A 25052-nucleotide genomic window follows, 5' to 3' on the forward strand; every position below is an offset into this window, starting at 1 on the left:
CATTATCTGGTAAATACCAAAGTATTCCCTTTAGACAAATTCGCGTCGAACTGGTAGCCTTCGGTAGTGAAGCCTTTTAAGCCTTCAAGTGTTTCGATGTTGTGGTCAATGATATAACGCACCATCATCCCGCGCGCTTTCTTGGCGAAGAAACTTATCATCGATAGTTTTCCGTTCTTGTAATCCTTGAATTCAGCCGTGATGACGGGAACTTTTATCTTTTTGGCATCAACCGCGTCAAAATATTCCTTGCTTGCGAGATTCAGCAGGAAGTCGCCTTTTTTTAATTCCTTGTTGAGTGCCGATGTGAGTTTGTCTTTCCAAAAGCCATACAGGTTCTTATCGTCACCCACGGGCAATTGCGTTCCCATTTCCAACCGATACGGCTGAATTAAATCGAGCGGGCGCAACAATCCGTACAAACCCGACAGAATCCTCAGTTTATCCTGCAACGCATCGAGTTTTTCCACCGGAAGCGAATACGCATCGAGGCCAATGTACACGTCTCCGTTAAAAGCGTACATCGCTGGCCGCGCATTCTCAGCGGTAAACGGCGTTTTCCATTTTTTGTTCCGCTGCCAGTTCAAATCGGCAAGCTTGTCTGAAATATCCATGAGTTCCATAAGCTGTTTCGGCTTTTGGGCCTTGAGTTCTTTGTGGACTTTTCGTGAACCGGTCAAAAATTGGGGCTGCGTATGGCGGGTTGTCGGTAATGGCGTTTCGTAGTCGAGGGTTTTGGCTGGGGAAATGACTATTTTCATTCTGTTAGTTTCTTGGTTTAAAGATAAGGGGAAACCACATGGATAAAAACTGTTTACCCATTTACTGTTTACAAAATTTCGTTAACGGCAAATTGGTAAACAAGTATAGGAAGAATGGTAATGCAAATTAATCTTCCTCCTCAAAAAACGTATCCTTGGCCGATGCATACGTGCGCCATTTTTCAATGACCGATTGCATATCTTCGGGTATTTCACTGTCGAACCGCATGAGTTCGTTCGTGACCGGATGTTTAAAGCCCAACGTCTTGGCATGAAGTGCCTGTCGCGGCAATAATTTGAAGCAGTTTTCCACGAACTGTTTGTATTTGGTGAACGTGGTTCCTTTAAGGATTACGTCCCCACCGTAACGCGCATCGTTGAAAAGCGTATGCCCGATGTATTTCATATGGACGCGAATCTGGTGCGTGCGGCCGGTTTCGAGTCTACAGGAAACCAGCGTCACATAACCGAAGCGTTCCAGTACCTTGTAATGCGTCACGGCTGGCTTCCCTACCTCAGGATCTTCGAATACAGCCATCTGCATACGGTCTTTGAGGTGGCGTGAAATATTGCCGGTAATGGTTCCTTCGTCCTCGATCACATTTCCCCAAACCAGGGCCACGTACTCGCGTTCGGAAGTCTTGAATTCGAATTGGGCGGCAAGGTTGGCCAGTGCCTGTTCGGTTTTGGCGACCACAAGAAGGCCCGATGTATCTTTATCTATCCGATGCACCAATCCGGGGCGATTGCTCGAATTCATCGGCAGATTCTGGAAATGATAAACCAAGGCATTGACTAAAGTCCCGGTATAATTCCCGTGGCCCGGATGCACGACAAGTCCGGGTGGTTTGTTGATGACAATCAAAGCGTCGTCTTCATAGACAATATCAAGCGGGATATTTTCAGGATCGATGCGGTTCTCGAACGGCGGATGCGCGAGCAGGACCCGTATTACATCGCCCGGTTTTACCTTATAATTCGATTTTTCGGGTTTTCCGTTGACATAGATATCTCCATTGTCCGCAGCATTCTGGACTTTATTGCGCGTGGCGAACTGGATGAGCGCCGTCAGGTATTTGTCCATGCGCAGCAACGCCTGTCCTTTGGGAACCTCGAAACGGTGATGCTCGAAGAGTTCGTCTTCCGGTTCAAAATTGTCGTCCTTATTCTCCGCCATTTTCGGGAGTTTCGGTTTTGGTTGCGGTCGTGTCTTCGGCTTCTTCAAAAACTACTTTGCCGTCGCCTAAAACCAGGTCGATCTTGGAGCTTTTCCACACCTTCTCGCCGGCTTTGAGTTTCTTTCCGTTGAAACGCATCTCAAGTACCATGTCTTTCCCAAGATACGGCTTGTAGGTGATTTTTCCTTCTTCCAGACCGAGGGCTTTCAAAGTCGGGACAGCCTGACGGTATGTCTTTTCAACCAAGTCTGGCATACGAACCTGCGTAAATCCGGACGAATTGATCTTGAGGTAAATCTTGCGGTCTTCTTTTACTTTCGCGCCCGGCACAGGATCTTGGGTGACCACGCTGTGTTTTGGATAATCGGCCACAAAATCGACACTGTCGAGGACTACGTAATCGAGGTCGAGCTCATCGAGTTTTTCTTCGGCTTTTTCAACGGTCAGCTTGCGCAAATCCGGAACCGTAATCTCGTTACCGTGATCGGTCGTGAACGTAAGCCAGTGCATGAAAAGGTATCCGAGGACAAAAAGTATCGCAAAAGCGGCGAGCAGCTGAAGGAAAAAAGTCCGGCTCGTGACATATTGTTTAAAACTCATAGAATCTTTGTTTACGGGCTAAGCCGGGCTCGCAAAGATATAAAAAATGATGTGGGTAGCTGAAGGTTAAAAAGTGTAATTTTGGGTGGGCTGTTAATGGTTAACTGTTGGCCATACCGTTAAGGGATGGCTTTTCACGATGAGCGGTAAACAAAGTATTACTTCAGGAAAATCGATTTAAAAAGATTTATGAATACTAGTTCAATCATCCTATTCTTAAGCTTATTTATAATTTCCTGTAACAAAGAAAGGGAATTGCAACGACATGATATAAATGGAAGATTGATCGTCTACAACGAAGAAGTTTATGCCAATATGTGGGCAAAAAACAGAAAGTTAAACGTCACAGTTGTCGATACCTTTTGCATTAATCAAAAAACAAGAGCAAGTGACGATATAAAAAATGGGAAATTGATCTATTTTTCTCCACCCGCTCTGGAGTTTGAAAAGCTAAAGAATATATTGAAAGTTTATGGAATCGAAACAAGAAAAATTTACACACGGTGCGCAAGATTAGGAGGTTTTGAACCTTATTGTTATGAAATTGAAATGCAGCATGAAATTGAAAAAAGATACGGCAGGCAATTTATTGATTCACTTTCCGAAATTGCCCTAAAAGAATTCGTAATTGAGAATCCTGATCAGCCATGGATAAAAGATGGTGTCGATCTGAGAAAAAAATATAATCTTAAATAAAACAGTGCATGATGGACAATTCGTTTAAAGCCTATCAATAAGACCAAATCCGTTTCAAAAAATCTTGAAGCCAAAATAATGAAACACTAAATAAAAAAGATTTCAAACAACAGTTAACCTTAACCGTTAACTGTTAACCGTTAACTGTTAACTATGAAAAACATCGCAATCCTCATGGGCGGCTATTCCTCCGAATTCGAAATCTCGCTCAAAAGTGGGAATGTAGTCTATCAAAACCTCGACAGATCCCGCTACAATCCGTACCGCGTACATATTTTTCGCGACAAATGGGTGTATGTCGATGATTCGGGAGCGGAATTCCCTATCGACCGCAACGATTTCTCCACCCAAAAGGACGGCCACAAAATAACCTTCGACGCCGTTTTCAATGCCATACACGGGACGCCGGGAGAAGACGGCTTGCTGCAATCGTATTTCCAGCTGCTTGAAATCCCGCATAATACGTGTGATGCGTATCAGTCGGCCCTCACGTTCAACAAAAGGGATTTGCTTTCGGTACTCAAACCGTATGGGATCAAATGTGCCGAATCCTATTACCTTAATAAAGGCGACCATATCGATACGGAAGCCATCGTTTCCAAAGTCGGCCTTCCGTGTTTCGTCAAACCGAACAAATCGGGGTCGAGCTTTGGTATTTCCAAAGTAAAATCGGCCGATGAATTGCCTATTGCCATTGAAGTCGCTTACAAGGAAGACAATGAAATCATCATCGAACGTTTCCTTGACGGACGGGAAGTTTCCGTCGGCGTGATCAATTACCAGGGCGAAGTAATCGTATTGCCGATTACCGAAATCATTTCTGAAAACGACTTCTTCGATTACGAAGCCAAGTATCTGGGAAAATCCCAGGAAATCACACCGGCCCAGCTTCCGGATGCCATCGCCGAAAAAGTCCGCCAGACGGCCAAACGCGCTTACGAAGTGCTGCAGATGAAAGGTTTTTCAAGAAGCGAATTCATTATTGTAAACGACGAACCTTTTATGCTTGAGATGAATACGGTTCCGGGACTTACGGCCGAAAGCCTTATTCCGCAACAGGCCCAGATTGCAGGGATTTCACTTGAAGAACTGTTTACGAATTCCATCGAACTCTCACTGAAGGGAATTAATAAGTAACGATTAACAATTAATAATTGATGAAACGGGTTTCCATAACTGATAACGATTCGGCACGGGTGCTGCAAATTGCCGGAGGTTCGTACCGCGTGTTGCTTTCAGGCGATGAAACCAACGGAAGACTGGCTTCGATAGAAATGCGCGTTCCCGTCGGCAAAGGCCCTATACCGCACGAGCATCCGGGTTTTGCGGAATCATTTTATGTGGCTTCGGGGGAAGTTTCTTTTGAGACAGCTGCAGGAAAAAAAATAGTTTCTGCCGGAGGTTTTGTGCAGATTCCGCTTGATGGGGAACCGCACCGGTTTATCAATACGGGCAATGAAGAAGCCGTTTTGCTTTGCACCGTCCAGCCCGCCGGTCTCGATGCTTTCTTTACGGAAGTAGACGATTTGCTCCACGGAAACCCACCTGATGAAACCCAAAAACAACAACTTGCGCAACTTTCCGTAAAATACGGACAGACGGTATATCCGCCTGATTATTTTGACAACCATTGATTATGAGAAAAGCCATATTTCCGGGATCTTTCGACCCGATTACGAACGGTCATTACGACATCATCAAACGCGGCATTACATTGTTCGACGAAATTGTAGTCGCCATTGGCATCAACGCCGAAAAGAAATACATGTTCCCGCTCGAGGTACGCCAGAAATTCATCGAGGAATGTTTCAAAGACGAGCCGAAAGTAAAGGTGATGACGTATGAAGGCCTGACGATCGATTTATGTAAAAAGGAAAAAGCGCATTTTATCTTGCGCGGGCTTCGCAATCCGGCCGATTTTGAATTCGAGAAAGCTATTGCGCACACCAACAGACAGTTGTCCAAAATCGAAACGGTTTTCCTACTGACAGCCGCCAAAACATCGTACATCAGTTCCAGCATCGTGCGTGATGTCATTAGAAACGGAGGCGATTATACCGGCCTGGTCCCTGATGCCGTAAGAGTAGCACAAAAATGAAAAGGCTTTTCCTGATAGTACTCGTCCCGATTTTCGCATCGGCACAAAAACAGGATCTGAGGACTGTTTTTGAAAAAGGCGACGGAAACCAGAGCGCGACCTATGCTGAAACAATCGCTTTCTACAACAGGCTCGACGAATCGTTCGAAACCGTTTCCATGCAAACCGGATTGCCGACCGATAGCGGAAAACCGTTGCATCTTGTTGTTTTTGATCCGGACAAAAAGTTCATCCAGAAAGACAGCCCAAAGACCGTAATCCTGATCAATAATGGAATCCATGCCGGCGAACCCGATGGCATAGATGCGACCATGATGCTGTTCCGCGATTTGGCTACGGGAAAAATCAAAGCCCCAAAAAATGTCTTGATTGCCGCGATTCCGGTTTACAACATCGGTGGCGCGCTCAACCGAAATTCCACCACCCGCGTCAATCAGGACGGCCCGGAAGCTTACGGTTTTAGGGGAAATGCGCGCAATTATGACCTCAATCGCGACTTTATAAAATCGGATACCAAAAACACCATTGCCTTTGCCGATTTCTTCCACAAACTCAATCCGGATATTTTTATCGATAACCATGTAAGCGACGGTGCCGATTATCAATATATACTCAGTTACGGCATGACGCAGCACAACAAGCTGGGAAAACTGGGCGAGTTTATGACACAGCAATTGTTACCAGCCGTGGTCGCCGATCTCAAAAAGAAAAAAACAGAAAGCACGCCTTATGTCGATGTTTGGGAAGGAACGCCGGACAGTAAAGGATTCGCCCAGTTCGACGATGCCCCGCGATACAGCACAGGTTATACATCCTTGTTCAATACGATTGGGTTTATCGTGGAAACGCATATGCTTAAGAAGTTTGCCCCGCGCGTCAAAGCGACGTATGATTTCAATCTTTCGGTCATCGAATTTGCCGATAAGAATGCTGCTAAAATAAAATCAAGCCGGCTTGAAAGTGAAAAAATGTATGAGGCCGGAAGTCCGTATCCGATAAGCTGGACACTCGATTCCGCAAAGGTTTCCAAAATAGAATTCCTGGGTTATGAAGGCTCGTACAGGAAAAGCGACGTGACTACAGGTGACCGTCTTTTCTATGACCGGACCAAACCGTATAAAAAACAGATTCCGTTTTATGGGGAATATAAACCCGTCAAACAAATCGTGGTTCCGCAGGCGTATGTGATTCCGCAGGGCTGGCATAATGCGATATCGGTTTTATTGGCAAACGACGTAAAGGGAAAGAGAATCCAAAATGACACGGTCATTGAAGTGGAAAGCTACCGCATCGCCGATTATAAAACCGGGACTGAAGCTTATGAAGGACATTATCCCCACAATAGCACGTCGGTCACCAAATCAATACGCAACGTTAATTTCAATGCAGGCGATTATATTTTTACGACAGACCAGCAAGCCGTAAAGTATCTGCTCGAAACGTTGGAACCGGAAGCAGGCGACTCGTTCTTCAACTGGAATTTCTTCGATGCGGTATTGCAGCAAAAAGAATGGTATTCGGATTATGTCTTTGAAGACCTGGCCGCTGAAATCTTACGCAAAAATCCAGCGTTGCAGTCGGAACTCGACCAAAAGAGAAAATCAGACGCTGCTTTCGCCAAAAATCCCGAAGCGCAATTGTATTGGGTCTATACGCACTCCGTCTATTATGAAAAAGCGCATCTGCAATATCCGGTCTATAGGATCTTAAAGTGATTCAGGTATATTCTTCCTCGAAAAGCAACTTGATGTTTTCATAGGAATTGTCAAGCGCAAGTGGAATTTCGGACGGTTTGAGCCACGCGACTTTCTCGATCCCTTCTTCCAATTGTGGTTTGAGGAGGCCGCTGTATGAACTTTTCATTTCATACCAATGCGTGATCTTGAGCCTATAGTGCCCGTTGCGTTTGAAGACGTGATAGGTTTTGGGCAATTTACGGACGATGGAAAGTTTCTTGACCCCGGTTTCCTCGGTCACTTCGCGCATGGCCGTGTCTTCCATTTCCTCGCCTTTTTCGGTTCCGCCTTTGGGAAGATCCCATTTGCCGTTGCGGAAAATAAACAGGACTTCGCCTTTGTTATTGTAGACCAATCCACCTCCGGCCTTGCTTACCGGAAGCTTTGACTTGAGTGCCTTAAGTGCCTCTTTCTCATCTGGATGATAAAGCCATGCCTTTTGCACTTTGTTCGAGAACATACGTGAAATGAGTGCGCCTATGTCTATTCCGTCGAGCAGGAAAAGTTGAAAATCGGTCTCTTTCCTGATCTCATTCGTCAGGTAAAGTGGCTTGTCGTTCACAAAAACTTTATACATTTGCACTATGATTTTCAACAAAGAAACCGCCGATAAAACCGCCGAGTTGCTATTGCAAATAAATGCAATAAAATTGAATCCTAAAAATCCGTTTACCTGGGCTTCAGGTTGGAAATCCCCAATTTATTGCGACAACAGAATGACGCTGTCGTTCCCCATAATACGCAATTACATACGGGAGGAATTCGCCAAAAACATTGAGAAACAGTTCGGAAAGCCGGATGTGATCGCCGGTGTTGCTACCGGTGCGATCGGGATTGGGATGCTTGTAGCCGAATATATGGGACTGCCTTTCGTATATGTGCGTCCGGAGCCAAAAAAACACGGCCGCCAGAATCAGGTGGAAGGTTTCCTACAAAAAGGCCAGAACGTGGTCATCGTGGAAGATTTGATCTCTACCGGAAAAAGCAGCCTCATGGCTGTTGATGCCTTGCGCGAAGCCGGTGCGACAGTCAAGGGAATGGTCGCGATTTTTACCTACGGATTCCCATTGGCGCAGCAAAATTTCAAACAGGCAAACGTTGACCTGATTACGCTCAGCGATTACGATCATTTGCTCGAGCTGGCACTCCAGAAAAAATATATTTCAGAAAAAGAACTGGCGACCCTTGCCCAATGGAACGAGAATCCGTCGGAATGGGAAGTGGCCGCAAATTAATTATATGAATTTAGAAAGTCCAAAGGTTTCGGTCGCAAAACCTGCCTCATATATATTTGAACAACTGATCAAAGTCGAGAACTTCGAGAAGCTGATGCCGGAATCGATCGCCAAATTCGAAGTGACGGCGCCTGATGCTTTTATCTTCGGCCTCAAAGGAATGCCCGAGATCAAACTGAAACTCAAAGAACAGCAACCCAACACCCGGGTTTTGCTTGGGGCGGCTTCTGACAAATTGCCTTTCAGCCTTGAAGCGAAAATAGATGAGACTTCGGCCGGTTCAAGTGACGTGCAACTTTTCTTTGAAGGCGAATTCAATGCGATGATGGCCATGATGATCAAAGGACCTATTTCAAAATTCCTTGAAACGCTGGCGGCAAACATGCACAAACTCTGAATTGACACTATACCATATCCAAAACCTTTCACTTACACTGAAAGGTTTTTTTATTCAAAGGCTGTTACGCAATTTCGTGTTACGCAAAATAAGGTAACACAAAATTACGTAACACAAAATCCTGAAGCTATTGCCAAATTAATGTTGCGGGAATTTGAATTGTGGTACGGATAGCCTATATTTACGTATGTCCCCTAAAATTTAAATTATGGATCATAATAATGAGTACACGGTTTTTTATGCAGATGACGATCCCGAAGATTTGGATTTTTTCTGTGAAGTCACCGACAGCCTTGCCAAAGACGTGTCGGTAGTCACACATGAAAACGGCGAAAAACTTTTGGCTGCCCTCGATAATCCCCCGCCCCAGCCTGTGGTTGTTTTTCTCGATTTAAATATGCCCGGTTTTAATGGGTTCGAAGTTTTGAAACGCGTCCGAAGCAACGAAGCTTTCAGTAATTTGCCGGTTGTCATATTCAGTACCTCAAGCGACGAGGCTTCCATAGAAAGAAGCCGTGAGCTTGGAGCCAATTTTTATGTAACGAAATCTTCCCATTTCCCTACGCTCAAAAAATCGATCGAGCATACGCTCAACATAGACTGGTCTTCTTTTAAACCCAACCCTGAAAATTTCGTTTACGCCGCCTGATTTTATGAATAGTACTGAAACGATGGCTTCGGCCGGACAATTTTTTTTACAATCACTCAGAAGCCAGACTTCCGATTCACATAAAAAACTGGATTCTCTTCCTGCTTCCGCGGTTTTGATGACAGCCGAACTTACCTCAGAAGCTTACACGCGGTATCTTCAATTGATGTATCCGGTTATAAAATGGGCCGAAGAGCAAGCCTATTCGCATCTTCCCCAAAACATAGAACTTCCGGGACAATTCAAAAGACATAAGCTGATTCTGAAAGACCTTGATTTTCTCAGATCGAAACCAATCCAAACACATTTTACTGGTTTTGAAACGACATCCGTTGCGGAATCATTCGGTGTTGCTTACGTTATTGAAGGCTCGTCGCTTGGCGGCGTTTACATTGCCAAAAATGTAAAATCTGTTTTGGGATATGATGAAAACGGCGGACTTTCCTTTCTTATCGGAAACGGCAATACGACCGGAAGCAACTGGAAATCGTTCCTCAATTCGCTTACCGGCTTTGCTGTCGAAAACGACTCGCAGGGTGAAATCATAAAAACGGCAACGCGAACATTTGAAGCCATCTACCACCATTTATCAGGCTTCGCTGAATGATGCGCGATATCGTCAACCGTGACCTGGTCAACCTCGACAACTGTGAGAATGAGCCCATACATATTCCGGGAAGCATACAGCCTCACGGTTTTCTGCTTGCGTTCGACACTGCATTTACAATAGTTTTTGCAAGTTCCAATATTGAAACCTATTTGTCCATAGAACCGGGAAAAATTCTCGGTAAGAAATTTTCTGCTGTATTCGGCGAATCCATTGAGCGAAATTTGCAGCTGTATTCGGAAGGACTTTCGGAGACTGATTTAGCCCCGTTTAAAGTGAATCTGGACGGAAACCCTTTTGAATGCACCGTGCATCACAATGGCAGTTTCCTGATTTTGGAAGCTGAACCAGAAGCGGTATCAGATTCGGAATCATTGAACTTTTACCGTCAGACTACTGGTTTTCTTGCCAATATGAGTGACAGTTTCACGCTCAGGGATTTGTGTCAGCATGTCGCGAATACGACACGGGAAATTACAGGTTATGACCGCGTGATGATCTACCGTTTCGACAAGGATAACAATGGGGAAGTTTTTGCCGAAAGCCATATAGAAGGCATCGAGCCGTTCCTTGGGTTGCATTATCCGCATACCGACATTCCGAGGCAGGCACGTGAATTATATCTGCAGAATTTATTACGGCTTATTGTCGATATGGATTACACGCCGGTTCCGATTCTTACCCTGGCCGATTCCGCAACGAATAAAAGCCTCGATTTAAGTCTTTCCGTCTTGAGAAGTACCTCGCCTATCCATGTTCAGTATCTTCAGAATATGGGCGTTGAAGCAACCTTAACCGTATCGTTAATCCACAAGGGAAAATTATGGGGACTGATAGCCTGCCATCATTATTCCGCCCTGAACCTGTCACCCCAAAAAAGAATTGCCGCAAAACTCCAGGGACAATTCCTGACCTCACAAATAGATGTGCGCCAGCTCAATGAAGAATATGATTTGGCGCGCAAATGCAACTCAGATGTCGAAACCCTGAATGCCTTGCCTCTTGTTCCCAAAGCGGAATCGATTGCCCAAATCATCGTACAGCCTGAGTTATTGTCACTTTGCAATGCCGGCGGCGTCAGTATTTGTTTCGGAAACGAATTGTATACCAACGGCGATGTCCCAAATGCGGAAATGATACGGAAATTATCGAAAGCCTTGTTTCAAAAATCCAATGGTTCAGGATTTACTACAGATCGCATCCTGACAGATTTGCCGGAACTTGATTTTGATTGCGAGAAAATTTCGGGACTAAATTACCAGTCACTCGGTTTAGCGGAAAACTACAATATCATCTGGTATCGACCGGAAACCATATCTGAAGTGCATTGGGCCGGCGATCCGTCAAAGGCGATAGAAAAAGACACGAACGGATTGTCACCCCGAAAATCATTTGAATTGTGGCAGGAATTCGTCAAATGCCAAAGCCTTCCGTGGCGCACACCCGAACTCAATGCTGCAGCAAATTACGGTCATGCCTTACAGCGCCATATGAACCTGATTTTATTATCGGAAGAAGGAAAGCGCAACCTTGAACTCAACGAAACACTCAAGGAAGCCAACTCGGAACTCGAAAACATCAATTGGATCAGTACGCACGATTTACAGGAACCACTGCGGAAGATCCAACTTATGGCTTCACGCCTGTTGAGCAAGGAGGAAGAGCAATTGTCAAAAGGCGTCGTCCAGTCATTGATGCGAATGAACGATTCCGCCGGAAGAATGCAAGCGTTGCTCATTGACATCCTCAAATACACACGGATCCGCCATACCAAAGCCATTGAGGAACGTGTCGACCTGAATGTATTATTACAGTCTGTCGAAGCGGACGTACAGGATCACCGCAATGAAAGAATGCTGCATATTACCATAAAAGAACTTCCGGTTATTATGGGTATTCCGTTTTTAATCAACCAATTGTTCTCCAATCTGTTTTCGAATTCAATCAAATATTCCAAAACTGAAGGCGCTATTTCTATTGAGGTTTGGGCAGATGAAAAACCTGTCGGATTTCCGGATTTACCAAAGTCTGAAAATCTGTATCACCTGATTCATTACAAAGACAACGGAATTGGTTTCGAGCCCCAGTTCTCAGAAAGCATCTTCAATATATTCACCAGGCTGCACGGACAGTCCGAATACAAAGGCTCAGGTGTGGGATTGGCCTTGTGCAAGAAAATCATGCAGACTCACAAAGGCCATATCAAAGCCACGGGCAAGCTGGGTGAAGGCGCTGAATTTTTCCTGTATTTTCCGGTGTGATCAAAAAAGCATCTTTATTTCTTTGATACCGAACTCGCGGAATGTCCCCTCTTCCAGTTCCAGTTTCAATTTGCCGTTTTGCAGCACTTCTGTTATGATTGCGTTGAATCTGATTCCATCAGGCGTTTCATAAACAGCAGGCTTTTGGGCGCAAAATAGAAGTTTATGGTAGTCGTTCCACAATTGTTCTTTGGTGTTTCTTAACTCAGAAATCTTAGATTCGAGATCGGCGACCAGAGATTCCAGCAGTTCTTCCCGATTGAATTCACGCCCTGACTGCATCATAAGCGAACTGGCCTGCGGAAGATTTTCAAAATCCGTCTGGTTGACGTTGATCCCGATTCCGATAACAGACCAGATACTGCCATCTGTCCGGAAAATCGATTCTATGAGTATGCCACCGATTTTCTTTCGTCCTGACATTATGTCGTTAGGCCATTTGATCGAAAGATCAGATATGGCATTTTTTTGAAGTGTTTCCACTATCGAAACGGCCACTGCTACATTGAGGCCGAACAAATAATCTACATGAGCAACATCGGATACAAAAACACTGAATGTGAGGTTTTTACCGGATTCGACTTTCCAAATCGCCCCCATTTGCCCACGTCCCGCGGTTTGGTTTTCTGCGGAAACCACAGTGAAATTTTCGATTTTCCCAGCTTTGAGCAGGTCTTTGAGATAATCGTTGGTAGAAGCGGTGGCATCCAGTTTGATGTGCGGCATCGGCTTTGAAAATTACGGCTTTAATCTTTTGTTAAGCCACCAAATTAAAGACAAAAAATGGTAACTTTGCGAACTTATACAAATTTCATAAATGGCGAAAAAGACAGTTAACAACGATATCCTTCTTGCAAATATCATCAAAGGAATTGAAGAGGTCAAAGGCAATGATATCGACATCCTCGATCTTAGGGAAATTGATAATTCAGCCTGTGATTATTTTATCATCTGCAACGGGAATTCAAACACTCAGGTCAACGCCATCGTAAGTTCTGTCCAGAAAACGGTATCGAAAGAATTGAAAGACAAACCGTGGCATGTAGAAGGAGCCGAAAACGGAGAATGGGTGCTCATGGATTACGTAAATATCGTGGTCCATATCTTCCAGAAGCACATCCGTGAATTCTACAACATCGAAAGTCTTTGGGGCGATGCCAAAATCACCAGTATCCAGAACAAATATTAATTCCCTTTACAAGCTAAATGGCTAACGAAAATAACAATCCGAATCCCAACAAGATCAAAATCAATCCGTGGGTGCTTTATTGCGCCGTTGCACTGATTTTCTTATTCATAAGTTTCGCGACAGGCGGAACCGCATTTGAAGGACCTGCAAAAATTTCTCTCCCTAAGTTCGATGCATTGCTCCAATCCGGTCAGGTTGACAAAGTCATCATTTATAATAAGACCGAGGGCGAGGTTTACCTCACCAAAGCCGCTCTGGAAAAAAAGGAAAACAAAGATGTATCGAAAGACGTGCTCGATCGTGCCAATCCAGGCCCGCACTATTCATTTGATATCGGAAACGATGAACTGTTCCAGAAGAAACTGGACGATGCCATAAAGCTGAGAAAGATCAGGGATTACAAATTTGAGGAGAAAGACAATTGGTCCGGCCTGTTCATAAATCTTTTGCCAATCATTGTTATCATTATACTCTGGGTTCTTATCATGAGACGTATGTCGGCCGGTGCAGGCGGAGGCGGCGGACAAATTTTCAACATAGGAAAATCAAAAGCACGCCTGTTCGATGAAAAGACCGATATCAAGACTACTTTCAAAGATGTAGCCGGTCTCGAAGGCGCCAAAGAGGAAATCCAGGAAATCGTCGAGTTCCTCAAAAACCCTGAAAAATATACCAGTCTTGGCGGAAAAATCCCTAAAGGTGCTTTGCTCGTCGGGCCTCCGGGAACGGGAAAAACGTTATTGGCGAAGGCGGTTGCTGGCGAAGCGAAAGTTCCTTTCTTTTCACTTTCTGGATCAGATTTCGTTGAGATGTTCGTAGGAGTCGGTGCTTCCCGTGTGCGTGATTTGTTCAAACAGGCTAAGGAAAAATCACCTGCCATCATCTTTATCGATGAAATTGATGCCGTGGGTCGCGCCAGGGGAAAAAATAATTTCTCAGGTTCAAATGACGAACGTGAAAACACGCTGAACCAATTACTTACGGAAATGGACGGTTTCGGAACAAACTCTCATGTAATTGTTCTTGCCGCCACAAACCGCGCAGACGTACTTGACAAAGCATTGATGCGTGCAGGTCGTTTTGACCGTCAGATTTTTGTGGACTTACCGGACATCCGTGAGCGCAAAGAAATTTTCGAAGTGCACTTAGGCCCGCTTAAAAAAGTGGAGCACCTGGACACTGATTTCCTTGCCAAGCAAACTCCTGGATTTTCAGGCGCCGATATTGCCAATGTCTGTAATGAAGCAGCTCTGATTGCAGCCCGTAAAAACAAATCGGCGGTTGACAAACAGGATTTCCTTGATGCCGTTGACCGTATTGTCGGCGGATTGGAAAAGAAGAACAAAATCATCACTCCGGAAGAGAAAAAAGCGATTGCCATTCACGAAGCCGGACACGCCACTGTCAGCTGGATGCTAGAGCATGCTGCACCTTTGGTAAAAGTGACTATCGTTCCGCGCGGACAAAGCCTTGGAGCCGCCTGGTATCTGCCAGAAGAACGACTGATTGTCCGTCCGGATCAGATGCTCGACGAAATGTGCGCTACCATGGGCGGACGTGCTGCCGAAAAAGTAACGTTCAATACTATTTCAACCGGTGCGCTCAGCGATCTTGAAAAAGTGACAAAACAGGCACGTGCCATGGTGACTATTTATGGCCTCAATGAAAAATTAGGAAACGTTACCTATTATGATTCAAGCGGGCAGAACGAATACAATTTCTCGAAACCATATTCAGAAGAAACCGCAATTGTCATCGACAAGGAAATATCGGACCTTATTGAAAGCCAATACCAAAGAGCAATAGATATCCTGGAGCTCCACAAAGACAAATTGAATCAGCTCGCCGATATACTTATCGAAAAAGAAGTTATTTTCAAAGACGACCTCGAGCAGATTTTCGGAAGACGTCCTTTTGATAAAAATCTCCAGGAAGAAGTCAATCCGTAATATCCCGATTCCATCCTATAAAAATCTTGGTTCAGAAATCGTTTGAATCAAGATTTTTTTATCTTTGAGCAATTCAGGCTGCATTAATACGAACTACATTTTTTATGAGTCTATTCAGGAAGATTTTTGGAACGGGAAATGAACCGGCTCCGGGTGATGAAAAAGAGAGTGAATACCGGCCGCAAGCGCAGCCAAACATGCCGGTTGACGAACTTTTCACTTTCAATTTCAAACGCAACGGCGGTAAATTCCTGTACTGTGAGAATTCCGATGAAATGCGCGAGCAGTTCGAAAATATCCTCGAAGAAAATGACTGGTTCGAGTCTACGGCGGTTTGCTACGAGCCTAAATTATTTGGGATGCTCGAGGAAAACAATATTTCTTTCGATAAAGCCGAAAACCCTAAATTCATTCTCGCTTCCTGCGAAAACCTGATTGCAGATGAAGGCTCGGTGCTTTTTTCATCGAACCAGATCAAACAGAACAAACCGAACGACTTACCGACCAACATGATTATCCTGGCCACGACAAGCCAAATCCTCGAGTCGAAAAGTGATGGTCTTCGTGCCATCAAAAAGAAATACGAAAAAGATTATCCTACCAACATCACTACGGTAAAATACTTTGAAAAAGCCAAAGAAGAAGATTTCCTGCAGTACGGAAGTGCGGCTAAAAATCTATATTTGCTGCTCGTAGAAGATTTGTAGCATGAATGAAACGCTCACCAGAACCCTGTCGGGAGCGGTATATATTGCAATACTTGTAGTTTGCTCGCTTTTTTCGCCAAGTTTCATTACCCTGTTTGGTGTTTTTCTCGCCATTGCCACTATTGAATTTTCAAGACTGACGGACCTGAACCGTTGGACATCCCTCGGTATTTCCGCCTTTTTCTATTTACTACTAGCCGTCATTACTCCCGCTTCGACCTTGATTGCGTTGGGGTTTTGCTTATTTGTTTTCGGCGTCCTGCTATGGTGGCTGTTTTCAGATAAACGCCAGGCTCCGATTCCGGGATATGGAATCCTGATTGGCTATATCGCCATTCCAATTTCTGCCATAATCTGGATTCCCAATACTACTGGCATCTTCAAGCCACTGACTTTATTGGGCGTTTTTATTTTGATATGGGCCAATGACACCTTCGCTTTTTTATTTGGAAAAGGTTTCGGGAAACACAAACTCTTTGAACGTATCTCACCTAAAAAAACAGTCGAAGGTTTTATCGGCGGCTGGGTTATGTCACTTGCATTCAGCATTCCCGTTGCCATCTGGCTTACAAAAGAACCCGTTTTACATTGGTTGATTATCGCTACAATAGCCAGTTTTTTTGGAACAATCGGAGATCTTATCGAATCTAAATTCAAACGTTCAGCCGGCGTAAAAGATTCCGGAAACATAATGCCAGGCCACGGAGGCATTTTGGATAGGCTCGATAGTATTATATTTGTGGCTCCATTTGTATTTTTGTTTTATCAAATCGTAACGTATGTTTCATAAAGAAGGCGGAAAAATAATCCTGATATCAACCTCACTGACGGTTGCTCTGCTATTGCTCATCGATTATTTTGTGACCGAAGGCTGGTTCAGAACTGTACTGATGCTACTGGTATTGTCTATTTTAGTGTTGGTATTGCAGTTTTTCCGAAACCCGAAACGATACACCGAAATAACCGACGAAAATGTTATCGCACCAGTCGATGGAAAAGTCGTCGTGATAGAAGAAGTTTTTGAACCGGAGTATTTCAAGGACAATCGCCTGCAGGTTTCTATCTTCATGTCACCTATCAATGTCCATGTGACGCGTTATCCCGTCAACGGAAAAGTGAAATACAGCAAATATCATCCGGGCAAATACCTTGTGGCCTGGCATCCGAAAGCGAGTACCGAAAATGAGCGTACTACGGTAGTTGTCGAAAACAGGTTGTTTGGCGAAGTATTGTACCGACAGATTGCTGGTGCGTTGGCCAAACGAATCGTCAATTATGCCAAAGAAGGCATGCAGGTAGTCCAGGGAACCGATGCCGGTTTCATTAAGTTCGGATCACGAGTAGATTTGTATTTCCCTATCGGAACTAAAGTAGAAGTAAAACTCGGCCAGAAAGCCGTTGGTGGTAAAACCATAATAGCGAAGTTATAATGGCCGAAGACGATTTGGATACACGCTTCCGGGAAGCCTTTGAAAAAGCTTCGCAAATGTCACAGGCAGATTTACCACAGGACACGCAATTGCGTCTGTATGCGTTTTTCAAACAAGGTTCGGAAGGATCGCCATCGGGACATTTTGGCACGTTTGATTTACGGAATGCCTTTAAGACGAACGCCTGGATGCAGATTCGGGATATGTCGTCCGAAGAAGCCAAAGAAAATTATATTGCACTAGTAGAATCCATCACACAAGGAAATCCATAACCGAATGACCTTTTTAAAACATAATTTTATTCCGGCCCTGATCATCGCATCGGGCCTTTTGTTTTCGTGCCAGAAGAAAAAACTGACCGAGGTGGTCGAAGTTCCGTTACCTACGGCCGAAGAAAAAGTCACCATCGGTCATCCGGACGAAGCCGTTGCCGATCCCGGCGCTTTTGAAATGTATAAACTTCCGTTCGAGTACGACGAATTGGCTCCGAACATAGATGCCATGACCATGGAAATGCACTTTTCCAAGCATTACCTTACCTACACGAATAACCTGAACCGGCTTCTGGACAGTACCGAACTCGCCAAACTTCCCATCGAGGAAATTTTCAAAAAACTCGATATGAGCAATGCCGATCTTCGGAACAACCTGGGCGGCTATTACAATCATACGCTATACTGGGAAACCATCGCACCCAAAAAAGGCGGTGAGCCAAAAGACAATGCATTGGCAGCAGCAATCTCAAAAGATTTCGGTTCGTTTGCCAACTTTAAGGAATCGTTTGAAAATGCGGCTTCACGCCAATTCGGATCGGGTTGGGCGTGGCTGGTTGTAGACCGATCGGGCAATCTACAGGTAACTTCAACTCCGAATCAGGACAATCCACTGATGCCACAGGCGACAATTCCCGGCAAACCGATTCTGGGGATCGACGTTTGGGAACACGCCTACTATCTGGGTTATCAGTATAAACGCAAAAAATACATCGACGCTTTTTTCAATGTGATCAATTGGGACAAAGTTTCGGAGAAGTATGACGATGCCGTGAGGAAATAAACCTGATTTCAAACTCCCTGGGCATTTCCAGAAAAAAATCGCATTTCTAAAGATTTAACTCTCAGAAATGCGACTTTTATTTCCCCAAAGACTTTTATAACGAAGCAAGGCTCTGTTCCAATGTCGCGATCTTAGCCAACGCGTCAGCTTCTTTCTTGCGTTCGTTTTCCAAAACCTGGGCAGGCGCACCACCAACAAATTTCTCGTTAGCCAATTTCGCCTGTACCGATTTGAGGAAACCTTTGATGTAATCGAGTTCCGATGTCAGTTTAGCCCTTTCCTCAGTCGTATCGATGTTGGCTGAAAGCGGAACGAAATACTCCTCGCTTCCAACCCGGAACGAAGCGGCACGTTGCGGTTTTTCAGAAACCTGATCAAACGAATCGACATTGCCGAGTTTTTTGATGACACTGTCAAAACGCGTATCAGAAGCCGTCCCGAGAAGTTGTAATGAAATGGTATCGCGGAACGAAATATTCTTGTCTTTCCTGACTGTTCTTACACCAGAGATAATCTCTGATGCCTTTTCAAAAGATTTGAGTAAACTTTCGTCGAAACTGGTAATCTGAGGCCATTCAGAAATGATGAGGGCGTCTTTAGGGTCGCGTTCGGTTATGTGTTGCCAGATTTCTTCGGTCAGGAAAGGCATGAACGGATGCAACAATTTGAGTACGGTTTCGAGCGCGTTGAGGGCAGATGCGAACGTTTTGGAATCGATTGGTTGCTGATAACCCGGTTTGATCATTTCGAGGAACCATGAACAGAAATCGTCCCAAACCAGTTTATAGGTTGCAATCAATGCATCTGACAAACGATATTTTGAAAAGTTATCCTCAATTTCCAGAAGAATCTGTTGTGATTTAGCTTCGAACCATTGAACGGCAATCGCAGACGATTCCGGCTGAGCAATACTGTCGCTTACCTCCCAACCTTTTATAAGCCGGAATGCATTCCAGATTTTATGAGCGAACGCTTTTCCGTTGGCACACAATTCCTCGTCGAACATGATGTCGTTTCCGGCTGAAGCACTAAGCAACAATCCGACACGAACACCATCGGCACCGAACTTCTCGATCAGATCAAGCGGATCAGGCGAATTCCCAAGCGATTTCGACATCTTGCGTCGCTGCTTGTCGCGAACCAAACCGGTCAGGTACACATTTTCAAACGGTTTTTCACCTGTATATTCGTATCCGGCAATAATCATACGGGCCACCCAGAAAAACAAAATGTCCGGGCCTGTAACCAAATCATTGGTCGGATAATAGTAGTTGAAATCTTTGTTTTGAGGATCGAGAATTCCGCCGAAAACAGCCATGGGCCACAACCATGACGAAAACCACGTGTCGAGTGCATCCGGATCTTGTTTCAGATCGGCATCAGATAACGACGGATTTCCGGTTTTGGCTTTTGCCAGTTGAACCGCTTCTTCCCTGGTTTCGGCGACCACGAAATCTTCCTTTCCATCTCCATAGAAATAAGCCGGAATCTGTTGGCCCCACCAAAGCTGGCGCGAGATGTTCCAATCGCGGATGTTTTCCAACCAATGGCGATAGGTATTTTCGAATCGCTTCGGGTACAATTTAATTTGATCCGTTTCCAAAACGGCTTTTATCGCAGGTTTTACCAAATCTTCCATCCGCAAAAACCACTGATCTGACAATCTAGGTTCGATGACGGCTTTGGTTCGTTCCGATGTCCCGACTTTGTTCAAATGTGTCTCGACTTTTGCCAGATTCCCAAGGCTTTCGAGTTCCGTCGCGATTTCCTCACGGACCACAAAACGATCCTTGCCCTGATACTGCAACCCAAATGAATTCAGCGTTGCATCGTCATTGAAAATATCGATGACTTCAAGATTGTGTTTGTCACCAAGAGCCTTGTCGTTTACATCATGTGCTGGCGTCACTTTAAGGCAGCCGGTACCGAATTCCATATCGACATAGTCATCGGCAATGATCGGGATTTCACGGTTGGCAATAGGAACGATGGCTTTTTTACCGATAAGATTCTGATAGCGTTCATCATTCGGGTTGACGCAGATGGCGGTATCGCCGAGAATTGTTTCGGGACGTGTAGTCGCGATGGTCACAAATTCATCCGAACCTGAAATCTGGTACTTTAGAAAATACAATTTCCCCTGACGTTCTTCGTAATTCACTTCTTCGTCAGAGAGTGTCGTCTTGGCTTCCGGATCCCAGTTCACCATTCGGTATCCGCGGTAAATCTGGCCTTTGTTATATAAATCGACAAAAGATTTGATTACAGATGCCGACATATCCGGATCCATCGTAAACTTTGTCCGATCCCAATCGCAGGATGCACCAAGTTTTTTAAGCTGATCGAGGATCACACCTCCGTATTTATCGGTCCAATCCCAGGCGTGTTTGAGGAATTCTTCGCGTGACAGGTCTTTTTTATCGATGCCTTCCGCTTTGAGTTTTGCTACGACTTTGGCTTCTGTCGCAATCGAAGCGTGATCCGTTCCCGGAACCCAACAGGCATTGAAGCCTTTTAACCTCGCACGACGGATCAATACATCCTGAATGGTATTGTTCAGCATATGTCCCATGTGAAGCACTCCGGTCACGTTTGGCGGCGGGATTACAATAGTGTACGGCTGGCGTCCGTCCGGTTCCGAATGGAAATACTTATGCTCCATCCAGTAGCCATACCATTTCTGTTCTATTGCTGTGTGTTCAAATTGGGTTGGGATTTCCATTGTGCTGTATTAAGTTTACGGCTTGTTTATGATGACCGGACGGCAAAATTAACCATTCCGGCCCGTTTTAAAAATAACGCGGCAACTATTTGCCCGTAAATCAAAAGAAAGTATTTTTACCGACAAACCAAGATAGTATGAAATCATTGTTTTTGACACTCGGATTTTTGGCCGTAAGTCTTTCAGGGATGGCACAAAAAGGTGCTAAAATAGAATTCTTCGCAAAAGACAATACGGTAGATTACGGCAAAGTGGCCAAAGGAAGCGACGACGGCCTGCGTACGTTCGAATTCACCAATACGGGCGACGCGCCTCTCATTATCAGCAACGTGGAATCTACGTGCGGCTGCACCGTACCATCAAAACCTACGGAACCGATCATGCCTGGAAAAATGGGCAAGATCGATGTCAAATACAATATGAATCCGGGAAAAATCAACAAAACGATTTATGTTGATTCAAATGCCGTCAATGTAGATAAAGGCCGTGTGGCACTTCACATTATTGGAGAAGTAATCAATAAACAGGAAGTCAACCTGCTCGAAAAGAAAAAAGTCGGCCCAATGAAATAAAAATTTCCTTTCCATTCGGAGGGATTTTTTTTACAGTAGCTTTTTCAGGGTGAATTTGGTGGTTATGATTTTTCCGTCGCGATCAATCTTGATTTTGATGACCCTGCCTTCTTCCGATTTGAACAGGCTTACCAACTCCTGAAGTCCATATCTCTGTACTTCTCTCCCATTGACCGAAACCAACAGGTCGCCATTTTTCAGACCTGCAATATCTCCGGGCGATCCTTCACGAACATTCACTATGCGAAACGACGGTTTGAGTTCGAATGTGAGAGAAATAGAGGCGCTATATGCTGCTTCCGCCTCATCGGGCCTTTTTACCACTTGTTGCTGCACCCACTGAAATCCGTCGTGCTGTACCGTGAGGCCGCTCATATTGTATTCGAATTCTTTAGCCAGTTCATTATTAGCGTACAAATACATGGCATTTCCTTTATAATCGAAAACCACATTAAAGCGCCTGAGAATTTCCCCGCCGACAGATCCGAGCCTGTTATTGACGGCTATAAGATGCTGGAGCGATTCCGTATCCGGAAAGGCGGAAAGCGTTTTTTCAAAAGTGAAGTTGGCTAAATTGACCGAAGCGATACGTGCCCGCAGGCCATATATTTCACCACTGAAGCCATAACCGAGATAATCCCGGATATTAGGCTCGGGAACCGTAATGACCTGATTGCGATCCCTGAAAAGCCAAATGGCATCACTGTTTCCGGTATCGATTAATAGTTTTGCAGGAAAACTTGATTTGTCGGGCATTCTGATGTCGGCCATAACATATGGCTTATTTTTGTCTAATGTGAGCGAAAGTTTTTGGAACGACCGGAATTTATCTTTCCTAATGCCCCATTCCCTATCGTAAACAAAAATCCGTTTTCCTTTATAATCGATCTGGACAAAATAGTTTTCAAAAAATTTCTTCCCTAAAATACCATGGACAGGAATGCCGACATGGGACGAGAAATTGAAGTCTCTTTCCAGAATCACATATAATTCATGGTTCGCGTCAGAAAGAGCCCCTACCTTAAACAGATTCCCGCGTGATCGCAAACCCGTAACCGGCTCCTGATTGCCAAGGCCACGTAAATTAACGGTTTCAGCGTTGGCCAGTTCGACCTCGGCATCTTTGTCCAGATTAAACAATATGGTATCGTCCACGCCTGTGTCCAATAAAAATGTCAGGCGAACGCCATTCAAATCTCCCTCTACAAAAATGAGGTTATTGATAAGCTTGAATGGAAGACTGCATTTGTGTTTTCCCTGCTTTAGCTGAAAGCCGTCCTGAGCCAGCAAAATTGCCGGAAATAAGATCAGCCACAAGAATCGGAACGTCTTCATTTTTATAAAATTACTAAATATGATGACCCGATAAAAAAGAATAATTTCTTTCCCTTAAAATCTAAATGCTTTCGCCGAAAAATTCGCAAATTTGCAACTTCAAAAAATAACTACCACATGCCGAAAATTTCCCATAAAGGTTCCGCCATGCCGGAGTCGCCAATACGAAAACTTGTCCCTTACGCTGAAATCGCCAAAAAGAAAGGCAATAAAGTATATCATTTAAATATTGGTCAACCAGATATCAAAACGCCACAGGTAGCGCTCGATGCCGTTCGCCATATCGACATGGAAGTACTTGAGTACAGCCACTCGGCAGGTTTTGAAAGTTACAGACGAAAGTTGGCCGCCCATTATCAGGAACAAGGTATTCCAGTGAATCTGGAAGATATAATTATAACTACAGGCGGTTCAGAAGCCTTGCTTTTTGCTATGGGAAGTACTGCCGATGCCGGAGACGAAATCATAATCCCGGAACCGTTTTACGCCAACTACAATGGTTTCTCTACGGCATCAGGTGTCACGGTTGTTCCGGTAATTTCAGGTATTGAAACCGGTTTTGCTCTTCCGCCGATTTCAGATTTTGAAAAACTCATCACTCCAAAAACCAAAGCGATACTTATTTGCAATCCCGGAAACCCGACCGGCTATCTCTATTCAAAAGAAGAAATCCAACAACTTGCCGACCTAGTCAGGAAGCACGATATTTTCCTTATTGCCGATGAAGTCTACCGTGAATTCGCTTATGACGGCTTTGAACATTTCTCTGTTTTAAATGTACCTGGATTGGAGCAGCATGCCATCATGATCGATTCCGTTTCCAAACGTTACAGTATGTGTGGCGCACGTATTGGATGTATCGTTTCCAAGAATAAAGAAGTCATGTCGACCGCCATGAAATTCGCCCAGGCCCGTTTGAGCCCACCAACATTTGCCCAAATTGCAAGTGAAGCCGCATTGGAAACACCGAAAAGTTATTTCGATGAAGTGATCGGCGAATATCTGGAGAGACGTAACACCCTGGTTTCGGAACTTGAAAAAATCCCCGGAGTCATGGTTGCAAAACCAAAAGGCGCCTTCTATTGCATTGCAAAACTTCCCGTCCAAAATGCCGATGACTTTGCACAATGGTTATTGGAATCTTTCGATTACAATGGCGAAACGGTCATGGTCGCTCCTGCCGCCGGTTTTTATTCTACTCCGGGCGCTGGCCTTGATGAAGTCCGCATTGCCTATGTACTAAAGCAGGAAGATTTAATTCTGTCTGTAGAAATCTTGGGAAAAGCACTTGAAGTTTATCCAGGTAAAAAATAATAATTAGTTTATTTAGAAGCGAATCCGGCTGTCCGCTGCAAGTCCTCGGCGTGCCAGCCGTTTTTATAAGGCTTGGAGCGGGCTTCCTTTGGTCGCCGCACCAAACCAAAAAAAACAAGCTGGCACACCTGTGGGCTTTCCACTCACATTGCTTCGCCAATTCGGCTAAAGCCTCGGGTCGGGCTAAAAAAATAAAAGGCTTCCCGAATTGGGAAGCCTTTTATTTTTTGAATTAACCTTTTATCTCTTCATGGCAAAGTGTGCCTTGAATTCTTTCTCTACACCATTTTCCCTGTAGATTACTTTGAACCAGTAATCTGTTGAAGGCATTAGATGTCCGTTGTATGTTCCATTCCATCCGTCACCAGGCGCATGGATCTGTTTCATCAGCTTACCGTAACGATCAAATATGAATACCTGAGGGCTTTCTTGAGAAGGAGGCCAACTAATATTCCACGTATCGTGTATTCCGTCCCCGTTCGGAGTGAAATAATGCGGGTAATCGATGATGAATACATCGGGTATGACGATCTCGTCGCAATAGCCCACCACGCGTACGC

Annotated in this window: 27 protein-coding genes; 19 read left to right on the top strand and 8 right to left on the bottom strand. The window is 44.6% G+C overall.

What is annotated here, in order from left to right:
* Nucleotides 1-2 precede the first annotated feature (2 nt).
* The 3 genes from yaaA to G6047_RS02950 all read right to left on the bottom strand — a co-directional run bounded on the left by yaaA (nucleotide 3) and on the right by G6047_RS02950 (nucleotide 2539).
* Nucleotides 3-761 (bottom strand): peroxide stress protein YaaA, encoded by a 759-nt coding sequence (gene yaaA, locus G6047_RS02940; RefSeq protein ID WP_169525981.1) that lies wholly within the window; start codon nucleotides 759-761, stop codon nucleotides 3-5.
* Between the two features lie 127 nt (nucleotides 762-888).
* The gene (locus tag G6047_RS02945) at nucleotides 889-1938 is read right to left on the bottom strand and encodes an RluA family pseudouridine synthase (protein WP_169525982.1); all 1050 of its coding nucleotides are present in this window, start codon (nucleotides 1936-1938) and stop codon (nucleotides 889-891) included.
* Nucleotides 1925-2539 carry a PASTA domain-containing protein gene (locus G6047_RS02950; protein ID WP_169525983.1) on the bottom strand — a complete coding sequence of 205 codons (615 nt, stop codon included), beginning with the start codon at nucleotides 2537-2539 and terminating at the stop codon, nucleotides 1925-1927. Before G6047_RS02950 ends, G6047_RS02945 begins: the two co-directional genes overlap by 14 nt.
* Nucleotides 2540-2728: 189 nt before the next feature.
* Here G6047_RS02950 and G6047_RS02955 point away from each other — a divergent pair, with 189 nt between their 5' ends.
* The 5 genes from G6047_RS02955 to G6047_RS02975 all read left to right on the top strand — a co-directional run bounded on the left by G6047_RS02955 (nucleotide 2729) and on the right by G6047_RS02975 (nucleotide 7048).
* On the top strand, nucleotides 2729-3235 hold the full coding sequence (locus G6047_RS02955; protein ID WP_169525984.1) for a hypothetical protein: 507 nt from the start codon (nucleotides 2729-2731) through the stop codon (nucleotides 3233-3235).
* A gap of 153 nt (nucleotides 3236-3388) precedes the next feature.
* Complete coding sequence (locus tag G6047_RS02960) at nucleotides 3389-4372, top strand: D-alanine--D-alanine ligase (protein ID WP_169525985.1); 984 nt, start codon at nucleotides 3389-3391, stop codon at nucleotides 4370-4372.
* A 20-nt stretch (nucleotides 4373-4392) separates the two neighbouring features.
* Complete coding sequence (locus tag G6047_RS02965; RefSeq protein ID WP_169525986.1) at nucleotides 4393-4869, top strand: cupin domain-containing protein; 477 nt, start codon at nucleotides 4393-4395, stop codon at nucleotides 4867-4869.
* A 2-nt stretch (nucleotides 4870-4871) separates the two neighbouring features.
* Nucleotides 4872-5333: a pantetheine-phosphate adenylyltransferase gene (gene coaD / locus G6047_RS02970; protein WP_169525987.1), complete on the top strand. Its 462-nt coding sequence runs from the start codon at nucleotides 4872-4874 to the stop codon at nucleotides 5331-5333.
* Complete coding sequence (locus G6047_RS02975) at nucleotides 5330-7048, top strand: M14 family metallopeptidase (protein ID WP_169525988.1); 1719 nt, start codon at nucleotides 5330-5332, stop codon at nucleotides 7046-7048. Before coaD ends, G6047_RS02975 begins: the two co-directional genes overlap by 4 nt.
* 1 nt (nucleotide 7049) lies before the next feature.
* Here the strand turns inward: G6047_RS02975 and G6047_RS02980 are convergent, their stop codons facing one another.
* Nucleotides 7050-7646: an NUDIX hydrolase gene (locus tag G6047_RS02980; RefSeq protein ID WP_169525989.1), complete on the bottom strand. Its 597-nt coding sequence runs from the start codon at nucleotides 7644-7646 to the stop codon at nucleotides 7050-7052.
* Between the two features lie 7 nt (nucleotides 7647-7653).
* Here G6047_RS02980 and pyrE point away from each other — a divergent pair, with 7 nt between their 5' ends.
* The 5 genes from pyrE (at nucleotide 7654) to G6047_RS03005 (ending at nucleotide 12218) form a co-directional block, all read left to right on the top strand.
* Nucleotides 7654-8304 (top strand): orotate phosphoribosyltransferase, encoded by a 651-nt coding sequence (gene pyrE / locus G6047_RS02985; RefSeq protein ID WP_169525990.1) that lies wholly within the window; start codon nucleotides 7654-7656, stop codon nucleotides 8302-8304.
* A gap of 4 nt (nucleotides 8305-8308) precedes the next feature.
* Nucleotides 8309-8701, top strand: a complete 393-nt coding sequence (locus G6047_RS02990; RefSeq protein ID WP_169525991.1) for an SRPBCC family protein — start codon at nucleotides 8309-8311, stop codon at nucleotides 8699-8701.
* Between the two features lie 208 nt (nucleotides 8702-8909).
* Nucleotides 8910-9350 carry a response regulator gene (locus G6047_RS02995; protein ID WP_169525992.1) on the top strand — a complete coding sequence of 147 codons (441 nt, stop codon included), beginning with the start codon at nucleotides 8910-8912 and terminating at the stop codon, nucleotides 9348-9350.
* Between the two features lie 4 nt (nucleotides 9351-9354).
* Entirely contained in the window at nucleotides 9355-9957 is a 603-nt protein-coding gene (locus tag G6047_RS03000) for a biliverdin-producing heme oxygenase (protein ID WP_169525993.1), read from the top strand.
* Entirely contained in the window at nucleotides 9954-12218 is a 2265-nt protein-coding gene (locus tag G6047_RS03005; RefSeq protein WP_169525994.1) for an ATP-binding protein, read from the top strand. Before G6047_RS03000 ends, G6047_RS03005 begins: the two co-directional genes overlap by 4 nt.
* Here the strand turns inward: G6047_RS03005 and G6047_RS03010 are convergent, their stop codons facing one another.
* Nucleotides 12219-12944, bottom strand: a complete 726-nt coding sequence (locus G6047_RS03010) for a biotin--[acetyl-CoA-carboxylase] ligase (RefSeq protein ID WP_169525995.1) — start codon at nucleotides 12942-12944, stop codon at nucleotides 12219-12221. It lies immediately after the preceding gene.
* A 91-nt stretch (nucleotides 12945-13035) separates the two neighbouring features.
* Between G6047_RS03010 and rsfS the strand changes: the two genes are divergently transcribed.
* The 7 genes from rsfS (at nucleotide 13036) to G6047_RS03045 (ending at nucleotide 18549) form a co-directional block, all read left to right on the top strand.
* Nucleotides 13036-13407, top strand: a complete 372-nt coding sequence (gene rsfS, locus G6047_RS03015) for a ribosome silencing factor (protein ID WP_169525996.1) — start codon at nucleotides 13036-13038, stop codon at nucleotides 13405-13407.
* A 17-nt stretch (nucleotides 13408-13424) separates the two neighbouring features.
* Nucleotides 13425-15356, top strand: a complete 1932-nt coding sequence (gene ftsH / locus G6047_RS03020) for an ATP-dependent zinc metalloprotease FtsH (RefSeq protein ID WP_169525997.1) — start codon at nucleotides 13425-13427, stop codon at nucleotides 15354-15356.
* 104 nt (nucleotides 15357-15460) lie between these two features.
* Nucleotides 15461-16063: an LUD domain-containing protein gene (locus G6047_RS03025; RefSeq protein WP_169525998.1), complete on the top strand. Its 603-nt coding sequence runs from the start codon at nucleotides 15461-15463 to the stop codon at nucleotides 16061-16063.
* 1 nt (nucleotide 16064) lies between these two features.
* The gene (locus tag G6047_RS03030) at nucleotides 16065-16853 is read left to right on the top strand and encodes a phosphatidate cytidylyltransferase (RefSeq protein ID WP_169525999.1); all 789 of its coding nucleotides are present in this window, start codon (nucleotides 16065-16067) and stop codon (nucleotides 16851-16853) included.
* Entirely contained in the window at nucleotides 16843-17493 is a 651-nt protein-coding gene (locus G6047_RS03035) for a phosphatidylserine decarboxylase family protein (protein WP_169526000.1), read from the top strand. The genes G6047_RS03030 and G6047_RS03035 overlap by 11 nt, the downstream gene beginning before the upstream one ends.
* Entirely contained in the window at nucleotides 17493-17765 is a 273-nt protein-coding gene (locus G6047_RS03040) for an acyl-CoA-binding protein (RefSeq protein WP_169526001.1), read from the top strand. Before G6047_RS03035 ends, G6047_RS03040 begins: the two co-directional genes overlap by 1 nt.
* A gap of 4 nt (nucleotides 17766-17769) precedes the next feature.
* Nucleotides 17770-18549, top strand: a complete 780-nt coding sequence (locus G6047_RS03045) for a superoxide dismutase (protein WP_169526002.1) — start codon at nucleotides 17770-17772, stop codon at nucleotides 18547-18549.
* A 94-nt stretch (nucleotides 18550-18643) separates the two neighbouring features.
* On the opposite strand, the gene G6047_RS03050 is transcribed toward G6047_RS03045, so the two are convergent.
* Nucleotides 18644-21271, bottom strand: coding sequence for a valine--tRNA ligase (locus G6047_RS03050; RefSeq protein ID WP_169526003.1), 2628 nt, complete (start codon nucleotides 21269-21271; stop codon nucleotides 18644-18646).
* Between the two features lie 137 nt (nucleotides 21272-21408).
* On the opposite strand from G6047_RS03050, the gene G6047_RS03055 reads away from it, so the two are divergent.
* On the top strand, nucleotides 21409-21843 hold the full coding sequence (locus G6047_RS03055) for a DUF1573 domain-containing protein (protein WP_169526004.1): 435 nt from the start codon (nucleotides 21409-21411) through the stop codon (nucleotides 21841-21843).
* A gap of 30 nt (nucleotides 21844-21873) precedes the next feature.
* Here G6047_RS03055 and G6047_RS03060 read toward each other — a convergent pair whose 3' ends face one another.
* On the bottom strand, nucleotides 21874-23178 hold the full coding sequence (locus G6047_RS03060) for a retropepsin-like aspartic protease (protein ID WP_169526005.1): 1305 nt from the start codon (nucleotides 23176-23178) through the stop codon (nucleotides 21874-21876).
* 117 nt (nucleotides 23179-23295) lie between these two features.
* On the opposite strand from G6047_RS03060, the gene G6047_RS03065 reads away from it, so the two are divergent.
* Entirely contained in the window at nucleotides 23296-24492 is a 1197-nt protein-coding gene (locus tag G6047_RS03065) for a pyridoxal phosphate-dependent aminotransferase (protein WP_169526006.1), read from the top strand.
* Between the two features lie 240 nt (nucleotides 24493-24732).
* Here the strand turns inward: G6047_RS03065 and G6047_RS03070 are convergent.
* On the bottom strand, nucleotides 24733-25052 hold a 320-nt coding region (locus G6047_RS03070), incomplete at its 5' end, for a T9SS type B sorting domain-containing protein (RefSeq protein WP_169526007.1).

Origin of the sequence: Flavobacterium silvaticum (assembly GCF_012911565.1) — a bacterium.
Classification (GTDB): domain Bacteria; phylum Bacteroidota; class Bacteroidia; order Flavobacteriales; family Flavobacteriaceae; genus Flavobacterium; species Flavobacterium silvaticum.

Excerpts from the sequence above, each read along its gene's own strand:
- G6047_RS02975 (WP_169525988.1), top strand. The coding sequence starts at position 5,330 with ATGAAAAGGCTTTTCCTGATAGTACTCGTCCCGATTTTCGCATCGGCA.
- G6047_RS02950 (WP_169525983.1), bottom strand. The coding sequence starts at position 2,539 with ATGAGTTTTAAACAATATGTCACGAGCCGGACTTTTTTCCTTCAGCTG.
- ftsH (WP_169525997.1), top strand. The coding sequence starts at position 13,425 with ATGGCTAACGAAAATAACAATCCGAATCCCAACAAGATCAAAATCAAT.
- G6047_RS02990 (WP_169525991.1), top strand. The coding sequence starts at position 8,309 with ATGAATTTAGAAAGTCCAAAGGTTTCGGTCGCAAAACCTGCCTCATAT.
- G6047_RS03050 (WP_169526003.1), bottom strand. The coding sequence starts at position 21,271 with ATGGAAATCCCAACCCAATTTGAACACACAGCAATAGAACAGAAATGG.
- G6047_RS03040 (WP_169526001.1), top strand. The coding sequence starts at position 17,493 with ATGGCCGAAGACGATTTGGATACACGCTTCCGGGAAGCCTTTGAAAAA.
- G6047_RS03005 (WP_169525994.1), top strand. The coding sequence starts at position 9,954 with ATGATGCGCGATATCGTCAACCGTGACCTGGTCAACCTCGACAACTGT.
- G6047_RS02945 (WP_169525982.1), bottom strand. The coding sequence starts at position 1,938 with ATGGCGGAGAATAAGGACGACAATTTTGAACCGGAAGACGAACTCTTC.
- coaD (WP_169525987.1), top strand. The coding sequence starts at position 4,872 with ATGAGAAAAGCCATATTTCCGGGATCTTTCGACCCGATTACGAACGGT.
- G6047_RS02980 (WP_169525989.1), bottom strand. The coding sequence starts at position 7,646 with ATGTATAAAGTTTTTGTGAACGACAAGCCACTTTACCTGACGAATGAG.
- yaaA (WP_169525981.1), bottom strand. The coding sequence starts at position 761 with ATGAAAATAGTCATTTCCCCAGCCAAAACCCTCGACTACGAAACGCCA.
- G6047_RS03000 (WP_169525993.1), top strand. The coding sequence starts at position 9,355 with ATGAATAGTACTGAAACGATGGCTTCGGCCGGACAATTTTTTTTACAA.
- G6047_RS03025 (WP_169525998.1), top strand. The coding sequence starts at position 15,461 with ATGAGTCTATTCAGGAAGATTTTTGGAACGGGAAATGAACCGGCTCCG.
- G6047_RS03045 (WP_169526002.1), top strand. The coding sequence starts at position 17,770 with ATGACCTTTTTAAAACATAATTTTATTCCGGCCCTGATCATCGCATCG.
- G6047_RS03035 (WP_169526000.1), top strand. The coding sequence starts at position 16,843 with ATGTTTCATAAAGAAGGCGGAAAAATAATCCTGATATCAACCTCACTG.
- G6047_RS03065 (WP_169526006.1), top strand. The coding sequence starts at position 23,296 with ATGCCGAAAATTTCCCATAAAGGTTCCGCCATGCCGGAGTCGCCAATA.
- G6047_RS03010 (WP_169525995.1), bottom strand. The coding sequence starts at position 12,944 with ATGCCGCACATCAAACTGGATGCCACCGCTTCTACCAACGATTATCTC.
- G6047_RS02995 (WP_169525992.1), top strand. The coding sequence starts at position 8,910 with ATGGATCATAATAATGAGTACACGGTTTTTTATGCAGATGACGATCCC.
- G6047_RS03060 (WP_169526005.1), bottom strand. The coding sequence starts at position 23,178 with ATGAAGACGTTCCGATTCTTGTGGCTGATCTTATTTCCGGCAATTTTG.
- pyrE (WP_169525990.1), top strand. The coding sequence starts at position 7,654 with ATGATTTTCAACAAAGAAACCGCCGATAAAACCGCCGAGTTGCTATTG.
- G6047_RS03055 (WP_169526004.1), top strand. The coding sequence starts at position 21,409 with ATGAAATCATTGTTTTTGACACTCGGATTTTTGGCCGTAAGTCTTTCA.
- G6047_RS02955 (WP_169525984.1), top strand. The coding sequence starts at position 2,729 with ATGAATACTAGTTCAATCATCCTATTCTTAAGCTTATTTATAATTTCC.
- G6047_RS03030 (WP_169525999.1), top strand. The coding sequence starts at position 16,065 with ATGAATGAAACGCTCACCAGAACCCTGTCGGGAGCGGTATATATTGCA.
- G6047_RS02965 (WP_169525986.1), top strand. The coding sequence starts at position 4,393 with ATGAAACGGGTTTCCATAACTGATAACGATTCGGCACGGGTGCTGCAA.
- G6047_RS02960 (WP_169525985.1), top strand. The coding sequence starts at position 3,389 with ATGAAAAACATCGCAATCCTCATGGGCGGCTATTCCTCCGAATTCGAA.
- rsfS (WP_169525996.1), top strand. The coding sequence starts at position 13,036 with ATGGCGAAAAAGACAGTTAACAACGATATCCTTCTTGCAAATATCATC.